Raw genomic sequence first — 8,267 nt, 5'->3', positions numbered from 1 at the left:
CATAAATGACGCCGGAACGCGAGACCTCGCGGATCATCTCTCCGCCCGCCATTGAGGGGCGACATCGATTCCAGATGCGCAGATTTGCCCTAAAGCACTCCGATCCCCGTCGGACCATAGAGTTTGTGGCCTGTCATGACGTAGAATCGCAATCAATGTCGCAGACGTCGGCGCTCATATGGACGCATCCTTGCGAGCCCTCGACGCAGCACCGAGATACCACGAGCATGCGCGATCCTCACCACGCCTTTCACCGGCAAGACTGTGGCAAGCACGTTCGACATTTGTGTGGTTGCAACCATCTTTGGTGCGCGGGGTCAGCAGTCGCGCACACTTACCGCGCAAGAAGTTTCCGTCATCATCCACTGGCCCCCAGTTGATCCCTGCACCGAGTCGTTCCCTGAGAAAATGCCATGGCACAATGTTGGAGTGGTGTTCCATAATCGAGAGAACGATCTCATCACCCGGGGTAATGCGTTCACGGCCAAAGTCTTATCGACCAGATTGATTGCCTCCGTGGCGCTCCAGGTGAAGATGATCTCTTCGTTTAAGTGCGCGCTCACAAGCCGCGCCACCTTGGTACGGGCGCCTTCATACGCCTCGGTCGCCGCGTTTTAGCGAGGTAGTGCAAGCCGCGACGAACGTTGGCGTATCCGCTGGAGTACACCTGCATCATACGGTCAAGTACCGCGTTGGGCTTTTGTGCGGATGCAGCGTTATCGGGTGACAAGCGGCTTGCGGTACACCGTCATAGCCGCGCGGGGAAGTCCGTACCCAGACGCTTGACCTCGTAACTATCATCGCTCATCGCGGGATGAGCGCTCATCGCCACCCCTGCAGCCAGTGTTCAGCTTGCGCTGTCACAAAATCGCGCAGATTCTTGGTGGCGATCCCCTCAATCGACTCGCCAAGGAACGCTTTAATCAGCAACATCTGCGCATCCTTCTCCGATAGACCCCGCGCGCGCAGATAGAATACGAGAGCGTCGTCCAGCGCACCCGATGTCGCTCCGTGGCCGCAGGTCACGTCGTCGGCCAAGATGTCAAGTTCGGGCTTATTGTCGGCCTCGGCCTGGTCGGACAGGAGCAACGCGCGCGTCGTCAGGGTGGCATCCGTCTTCCTGGCGGCGGCACGAACGACGATTCGGCCCTGAAACACCGAGCGGCCGCAATCATCGACGACCGCGCGGAACCTCTCCCGACTGGTGCAATGTGGCACGGCGTGGTCGACCACGAACGTTGTGTCGGCGTGCAGCTTGTCCCTGATGAGATTAACCCCGTTAGCCGAGAGCTCGGCTTCCTCGCCGGCCAGCGTGATGAATCCCTGATAGCGACTGACGGAGCCGCTGCAGGTCATGCTGAAGAGGTCGAGCTTAGCCCTGGCGCCGACTGCTATGATCGCCGACGAGATGTTCACGGCGTCAGAGGCATCGGCTGCCACGCGGATAAGCGACAGGCTCGCCTCGTCACCAACCAGGGCGATTATCGCATCGTTGGCTTGATAGCCGCTCGCGCCTTCAGCCGGGACGAAACTTTCCACGATGGACGCATGCGCTCCTTTACCGAGCTGCAGATAGGAACGTGTAAACGTGGACACCGACACTCCGGTTGCGACGTGAACGATCTGAATTGGACGCTTCACCACATTGCCATCTGCGATCGTAATCACCAGGCCATCTGTCGCCATTGCGGCATTGAGCGAGATCGCCGCATCGCTAGTCGTCGACAGCACCAGACCGGCCATGGCCCCAGTGGCGGAATTCTCCAGAACCTCTCGCAGCGACCGCACATCGATTTCATTTTCCAGCCTGCCGAGATCGGATAGCTCTGGCGCGAATTTGCCATCCACCAAAACCAGCTTGACCGCCTGATCGGCAGCCACTTGCTTGGCCGACGCCTTTGCGCGCACCAGCGCCTTCGCATCCGGTCGCGGAGCGAGTGGCAGCACCTCGCCGATCAGGGCGCGCAGATCGGTGAATTTCCAATCCTCCATGCGCCGGTGCGGGAGGGCGGCACGCTCGTAGGCCTCGAATGCCCTGGCACGGATGTGGGGGACAGGGCCTACGCCAGGCAGCTGTCCACGCGCCGCAGCGAAAACATTGCCCATTGCGCGTCCGGCGTCAGCTTTGGCCATAACCTGCTTCATCGGGGAATTCTCCCTAGAGCCGTCAGGCCGCGTCTTCGAATTGGGCGTAGCCACCAGCCTCGAGCTCCAGCGCGAGTTCCTTGCCGCCGCTCTTCCTGACCCGCCCTTTCGCCATCACGTGCACAACGTCCGGCACGATATAGTCGAGAAGCTGCCGATAGTGAGTAATCACGATCATCGCTCGTTCCGGCGAACGCAAGGCGTTGATGCCGCTGGTGACGATACGCAGCGTGTCGATATCAAGGCCGGAATCGATCTCGTCCTGGATGCACAGACACGGCTCGAACAACGCCATCTGCAAAATTTCGTTGCGCTTCTTCTCGCCGCCGGAGAAGCCGACATTGACGCCGCGCTTGAGCATGTCATGGGGAATGTTGAGCGAACCGGCCACCTCGCGGACTCTTTTCAGAAATTCGGGGGTGGAGAATTCCTGTTGGCCGCGCGCCTTGCGCTGTGCGTTTAGTGCCGCCCGCAGGAAGTTCACGGTGGTCACGCCGGGGATCTCGACCGGATACTGGAATGCCAGGAACACGCCCTTGGCGGCGCGTTCATTTGGCTCCATCCTCAAGAGGTTCTCGCCCCTGAACAGGATTTGTCCGCCGGTGATCTCATAGCCTGGCTTACCGGCGATGACGTGCGAGAGCGTCGACTTGCCGGAGCCGTTCCGCCCCATGATCGCGTGCACCTCACCCGCATTGACGTTAAGATCGAGGCCGCGAATAATTTCGTGGTCTTCGATACCAACATGCAAATCTCGGATTTCGAGTAGCGCCATTCTGATCTGATCCCTGAAATGCCATGCGAATGGCGAGCCGCATTCGAGAGGGCTCGCGGAGGTTTGGTTATCCGACAGATCCCTCGAGCGAGATCGAGATCAGCTTCTGCGCCTCCACTGCGAATTCCATTGGCAGTTTTTGCAGAACGTCCTTCGCGAAGCCGTTGACGACGAGGCCAGTGGCCTGTTGCTCGGTCAAGCCTCTGTGCACGCAGTAGAACAGCACGTCCTCGGAGATCTTCGAGGTCGTCGCCTCGTGCTCGAACGTCGCCGAGGAGTTCTTGGCTTCGATGTACGGCACGGTGTGCGCGCCGCATTTGTCGCCGATCAGCAGCGAATCGCAGGCGGTGAAGTTGCGCGCGCCGGTCGCCTTGCGATGCGCGGTCACGAGCCCGCGATAGGTGTTCTGCGACTTGCCGGCCGCGATGCCCTTCGAGATGATCCGGCTCGACGTGTTCTTGCCGAGATGGATCATCTTGGTGCCCGAGTCGACCTGTTGGAAGCCGTTCGAGATCGCGATCGAATAGAATTCGCCGCTCGAGTTATCGCCGCGCAGGATGCAGCTCGGGTACTTCCAGGTGATGGCGGAGCCGGTCTCGACCTGGGTCCAGGAGATCTTGGAGCGGTCGCCGCGGCAGTCGCCACGCTTGGTGACGAAATTGTAGATGCCGCCCTTGCCTTCCGAGTTGCCCGGGTACCAGTTCTGCACCGTCGAATATTTGATCTCGGCGTCGTCATGCGCGACGAGCTCGACCACGGCGGCATGCAGCTGGTTCTCGTCGCGCTGCGGCGCGGTGCAGCCTTCGAGATAGGAGACGTAGGAGCCCTTGTCCGCGATGATCAGCGTGCGCTCGAACTGGCCGGTGTTGCGCTCGTTGATGCGGAAATAGGTCGACAACTCCATCGGGCAGCGCACGCCCGGCGGCACGTAGACGAACGAGCCGTCGGAGAACACCGCCGAGTTCAGCGTCGCGTAGAAATTGTCCGAGGTTGGAACCACCGAGCCGAGATACTTCTGCACCAGCTCGGGATGCTCGCGGATCGCCTCCGAGATCGGCATGAAGATCACGCCGGCCTTCTTCAGCTCCGCCTTGAAGGTCGTGGCAACGGACACCGAGTCGAACACCGCGTCGACCGCGATCTTGCGGCGGGCCGGGTCTTCCTCGCCCACCTTGGGCTCGACGCCTTCGAGCATGGCGACTTCCCGCAAGGGAATGCCGAGCTTCTCGTAGGTCTTCAGGATCTCCGGATCGATCTCGTCGAGCGAGGTGATCGACTTCTTCGGCTTCGGCGCCGAATAATAATAGAGATCCTGGAAGTCGATCTTGGGATAGTCGACGCGGGCCCAGGTCGGCTCGGTCATGGTCAGCCAGCGCCGATAGGCCTCGAGCCGCCACTGGAGCATCCAGGCGGGTTCGTTCTTCTTCTCGGAAATGAACTTGACGGTCTCTTCCGACAACCCCTTGGGGGCCTTGTCGGACTCGATCAGGGTCTCAAACCCATAACGATACTGATCGACGTCGATGCGACGGACGCGCTCGACGGTCTCTTGTGCAGCTACCATTGCCCGCTCCGCTCGCGCAAGGACAACGGCCGCCGGCGACGATTGCGCGGCGCCCTCTCCGAGTGGATCGCGCAAATCACGGCCAACTCGGGACCAGCCAGTGAGAGAAACAGGAGGTGGATCCAAAGGGCGGCGGCTGTCGATAGCGTCTTCATCATGTTTCGCGTCGGAGCTCCTCTCATCGGCTACCTATGCCGGCACGCAGGTATCAGGCACCGGGCAAACGACGGCGCATTGCGGCGCGTCAAAATGCCCTTCGCATTGGGTACACTGGGTCGGATTGATCACATATATGTCGTTCTTCAGGCTGATCGCAGCATTGGGACATTCGAACTCACACGCACCACAGACCGTGCACTGGGATGCGATTATCTTGTAGGCCATCACTGCGCTTCCATGAGCAAAAAGGTGCGGGACAGCTTCTTGCTTTCAAGTCTTGTGCCAGACAGTTTAACCTTGATTTGTCTCGGCTATTTTCGACAACGCAAGTCGCCGCCTCGACACGGTGTCGCAAATCCTACAATCGGCATGACAGCTGCTGATCTCGATGCCGTCGTTTGCGCATGGTCGATCTCCCGGCAGTCAGCCGATCAGGTGAACCGCGTTCGCCAGCACGAGGGAGCGATCTGCGATCCTTCCCAAGGCCGCGGTGCGGCGGCTACGATCGATGCGCCGCGCCACTTCACGTCAGGTCGACCGCGAGCCGCATCTTGTTGGTTCCCCACCCGGGACGGCGGCGGCTTCGGCGACAGCACCACGATGAACAACCGGCGCAGTCGTCACCGGCTTGGTCCGCGTCTCCACAGCCAGCCCGAAAAGGTCGCGGCGATCGCGTCAGATAATGTCGCACCGGTGATCGCGGGTCCCCTGGGGACCCGCGGGGCGCATTCTCAATTGCCTTGGATTTACCTGGCAAGACCGGCATTCATATACGCTGTATGGAGCAAAAGTACATTGCTTCGCGTCACGAGGGCGACTGAAGCCGGGCGTTCGTCTGGTGATCCTCCACTTCGCTCCGCGTTACAAATAAATGCCGGCGGCGGTCAGCAGATCGATAGAGCCAAAAAAAGCCACCCCGAAGGGTGGCCAAAGTCAGGGAGGAAACGCCCATAACGGGCCTCTGGGATCAGGCAGCAGCCTGGTCGATCGGTGAGAAGGGTAGCCCGAGGCTTTCGGCCACCGCCTTGTAAGTTAGCCGGCCTCGATGGACGTTGAGGCCTGCGCGCAAATGCGGGCTTTCGAGCACGGCGGAAAAACCTTTTTGAGCCAGAGCCAAACCAAACGGCAGCGTCGCGTTATTCAGTGCCTGGCTCGAGGTCAGCGGCACGGCGCCGGGCATATTGGCCACGCAATAATGAATGACGCCATCCACTTCGTAAGTTGGATCAGCGTGAGTGGTTGGATGCGATGTCTCAAAGCAGCCGCCCTGATCGATAGCGACGTCCACGAGCACCCCCCCCTTGCGCATCGAGCTCAGCATGCTCCGGCGGACCAGCTTCGGCGCGCTCGCACCTGCAACGAGCACCGCACCAATCACCACATCCGCCGCAAATACCTCTTCCTCCACGGAGTCGATGGTCGAAAACCTGGTGCGAACGCGTCCTTCGAATAGCTGGTCCAACTCGCGGAGCCGAGGTATCGAACGGTCGATGATTGTCACCTCAGCGCCCAGACCGACCGCCATGCGTGCCGCGTGCGTACCAACGACGCCACCTCCAAGCACCACGATTCGGGCCGGCTGAACACCGGGCACACCACCGATCAACAGCCCTCGTCCGCCTGCACTCCGCTTAAGGGCGCTACCTGCCGCTTCGATCGCAAGCCGACCCGCGACCTCGCTCATCGGCGCCAGCAGTGGAAGACCACCATGCGCATCAGTTACGGTCTCATAGGCGATCGCGGTGCATCCAGATTTCAGGAGGCCCATGGCCTGATCGGGGTCGGGGGCCAGATGCAGATAAGTGAACAGGATCTGATTCTCCCGCAGCTGACACCATTCGGACGGCTGAGGCTCCTTAACCTTTACGATCATCTCGCTCGATGCGAATACCTCAACTGCGGAAGTTAGAATCGTTGCGCCAGCATTGCGATAATCGTCATCGGTTGCACCAATGCCAGCGCCAGCATCGGTCTCGATCATCACGCGGTGACCCGCTGCCACGTATTCGCGGACAGCTCCAGGGGTAAGACCCACGCGATATTCGTGCGCCTTGATTTCCTTGGGGACTCCGACCTTCATTTGAAAACTCCTGCCTAGAGCGCCCTTCTAATCGGAAGCGCGCAGCGATATCGCGATGGAGCCGCCAAAATGGCACAGGAATTCAGCGATATTTGACAAATTTCGCAGGATTTCAAACCCACGGCGTGCCGAGCGGCTCGTGTGAGCATGCCCGCTGTGCTTAACCGTCGAAAGTGCGCGATGGCGACGACTTCGTTTCGAATTGCGTTCTCGGCTTGTGGAAAAGCTAGCCCGCCTTATTCGTCAGAGGGCGCCCGAGAGGCTGGCGAGCGTGGTGTAAAGCGTTGATGCGGCGTAGGATTCGGTTGCGAAGCCAACCCCATCACCTCAACCGTGAACGCCACGCCCGCCATGACCGATGATACGATTCTGCCCTTTTCGTTTCCAGCCGTTCACGCCAAGAAAGTCACAGCTGCCTCGATGGTGGGCGCCTAACCTCGAATGGGGGCGTGATGCTTCTGGCGATGGCCGAGCGGCGTCTTGGTTTGGCCGACAATTTGGCCCGGGTGTTCCCGGATCGGCGCGATCCGACGCGGGTCGTGCACAGCCTTGTCGATATGTTCCGCGCGCGCATGTTCGCGATCTGCTACGGCTACGAGGACGCCGACGACCTCGATCATCTGAGGTCCGATCCCGCATTCAAGCTGGCCTGCGGACGGCTGCCGGACAGCGGTCGCGATCTGTGTTCCCAACCGACGCTGTCGCGCCTGGAGAATGCTCCGCGCCTGCGCGACGTGATCCGACTGACCTACACTTTGGTCGACGCATGGATGGATAGCTACCCGCGCGAGCCGGCATCCGTCACGCTCGACATCGACGATAGCTGCGATGTCGTCCACGGCCATCAGCAGCTCTCGCTGTTCAACGCTCATTATGACGAGCGCTGCTTTCTGCCGATCCACGTCTACGACACGGAGAAGAGCCGGCCCGTGGCAGTCGTGCTGCGGCCCGGCAAGACGCCGGGCGGCGTCGAGGTGTGTGCCCATCTGCGCCGCCTGGTACGGCACATCCGCACGCGATGGCACGACACGCGAATTACGTTCCGTGGCGACGGGCACTATGCCCGGCCGGAGGCAATGGCGTGGTTGCGAGACCAACGGCATCAACTACATCCTCGGTCTGTCCGGCACCAAGCCGCTCGCCAGAAAAGTCGACGAGGTCGCCGACAACATCCGGATCACATGCTTCCGATGGAAGCAGGTAATCGCAACGAACTGTCGAGAATGCGGCTCTCGACGCGGCTCGACATCCCGTAACGCCGTGCCAAAACAGACTTCAGTTCCGTGCGCGTCGCCATGCTCAATCGCCTCATCGCCGCCTCTGCGCTCCGTTGCTATTGGGGAGCAATTTACGTGAGGCAACAACTCCGTATTCAGGAGCATTTCTGACGAGGCAATGCGGGATCGTTCCGAGGCTTGTCAGATTGTCGACAGCAAAGCCTCGTAGCATGAGAACGTCTCCATCTAGGTGTTTAGTCCCAGACTTTGATGGTGCATCCTTATCGCACGATTCGAGGGAAGCGCTATGGGACAGATTTTACACGG

The 8,267-nt window shown here is 60.3% G+C and carries 6 protein-coding genes and 1 pseudogene; 1 reads left to right on the top strand and 6 read right to left on the bottom strand.

The window, feature by feature from the left end; all coding sequences use genetic code 11:
- The 6 genes and pseudogenes from XI09_RS09300 to ald all read right to left on the bottom strand — a co-directional run.
- Positions 1-826, bottom strand: a pseudogene (locus XI09_RS09300) (aminotransferase class V-fold PLP-dependent enzyme); the annotation flags it as partial.
- Entirely contained in the window at positions 823-2,145 is a 1,323-nt protein-coding gene (gene sufD / locus XI09_RS09295) for a Fe-S cluster assembly protein SufD (RefSeq protein WP_271566572.1), read from the bottom strand. The gene sufD and the pseudogene XI09_RS09300, both read right to left, overlap by 4 nt.
- Positions 2,146-2,167: 22 nt before the next feature.
- The gene (gene sufC, locus XI09_RS09290; protein ID WP_271566571.1) at positions 2,168-2,920 is read right to left on the bottom strand and encodes a Fe-S cluster assembly ATPase SufC; all 753 of its coding nucleotides are present in this window, start codon (positions 2,918-2,920) and stop codon (positions 2,168-2,170) included.
- A gap of 67 nt (positions 2,921-2,987) precedes the next feature.
- On the bottom strand, positions 2,988-4,484 hold the full coding sequence (gene sufB, locus XI09_RS09285) for a Fe-S cluster assembly protein SufB (RefSeq protein ID WP_271566570.1): 1,497 nt from the start codon (positions 4,482-4,484) through the stop codon (positions 2,988-2,990).
- Positions 4,485-4,673: 189 nt separating this feature from the next.
- Positions 4,674-4,868 carry a 4Fe-4S binding protein gene (locus XI09_RS09280; RefSeq protein WP_035730311.1) on the bottom strand — a complete coding sequence of 65 codons (195 nt, stop codon included), beginning with the start codon at positions 4,866-4,868 and terminating at the stop codon, positions 4,674-4,676.
- A 742-nt stretch (positions 4,869-5,610) separates the two neighbouring features.
- The gene (ald, locus tag XI09_RS09275) at positions 5,611-6,723 is read right to left on the bottom strand and encodes an alanine dehydrogenase (RefSeq protein WP_097669298.1); all 1,113 of its coding nucleotides are present in this window, start codon (positions 6,721-6,723) and stop codon (positions 5,611-5,613) included.
- Positions 6,724-7,175: 452 nt separating this feature from the next.
- Between ald and XI09_RS09270 the strand changes: the two genes are divergently transcribed.
- The gene (locus XI09_RS09270) at positions 7,176-7,979 is read left to right on the top strand and encodes an IS1380 family transposase (RefSeq protein WP_271566569.1); all 804 of its coding nucleotides are present in this window, start codon (positions 7,176-7,178) and stop codon (positions 7,977-7,979) included.
- The last annotated feature ends 288 nt before the right edge of the window (positions 7,980-8,267 follow it).

It is taken from the genome of Bradyrhizobium sp. CCBAU 11386 (genome assembly GCF_028128955.1).
Classification (GTDB): Bacteria; Pseudomonadota; Alphaproteobacteria; order Rhizobiales; family Xanthobacteraceae; genus Bradyrhizobium.
The sequence above is the reverse complement of the archived record's forward strand: the minus strand, read 5'-3'. Positions and strand labels throughout refer to the sequence as shown.

Bases quoted from the DNA above. Each gene is read 5' to 3' on its own strand.
- sufD (WP_271566572.1), bottom strand. From the start codon at position 2,145: ATGAAGCAGGTTATGGCCAAAGCTGACGCCGGACGCGCAATGGGCAAT.
- sufC (WP_271566571.1), bottom strand. From the start codon at position 2,920: ATGGCGCTACTCGAAATCCGAGATTTGCATGTTGGTATCGAAGACCAC.
- sufB (WP_271566570.1), bottom strand. From the start codon at position 4,484: ATGGTAGCTGCACAAGAGACCGTCGAGCGCGTCCGTCGCATCGACGTC.
- XI09_RS09280 (WP_035730311.1), bottom strand. From the start codon at position 4,868: ATGGCCTACAAGATAATCGCATCCCAGTGCACGGTCTGTGGTGCGTGT.
- ald (WP_097669298.1), bottom strand. From the start codon at position 6,723: ATGAAGGTCGGAGTCCCCAAGGAAATCAAGGCGCACGAATATCGCGTG.
- XI09_RS09270 (WP_271566569.1), top strand. From the start codon at position 7,176: ATGCTTCTGGCGATGGCCGAGCGGCGTCTTGGTTTGGCCGACAATTTG.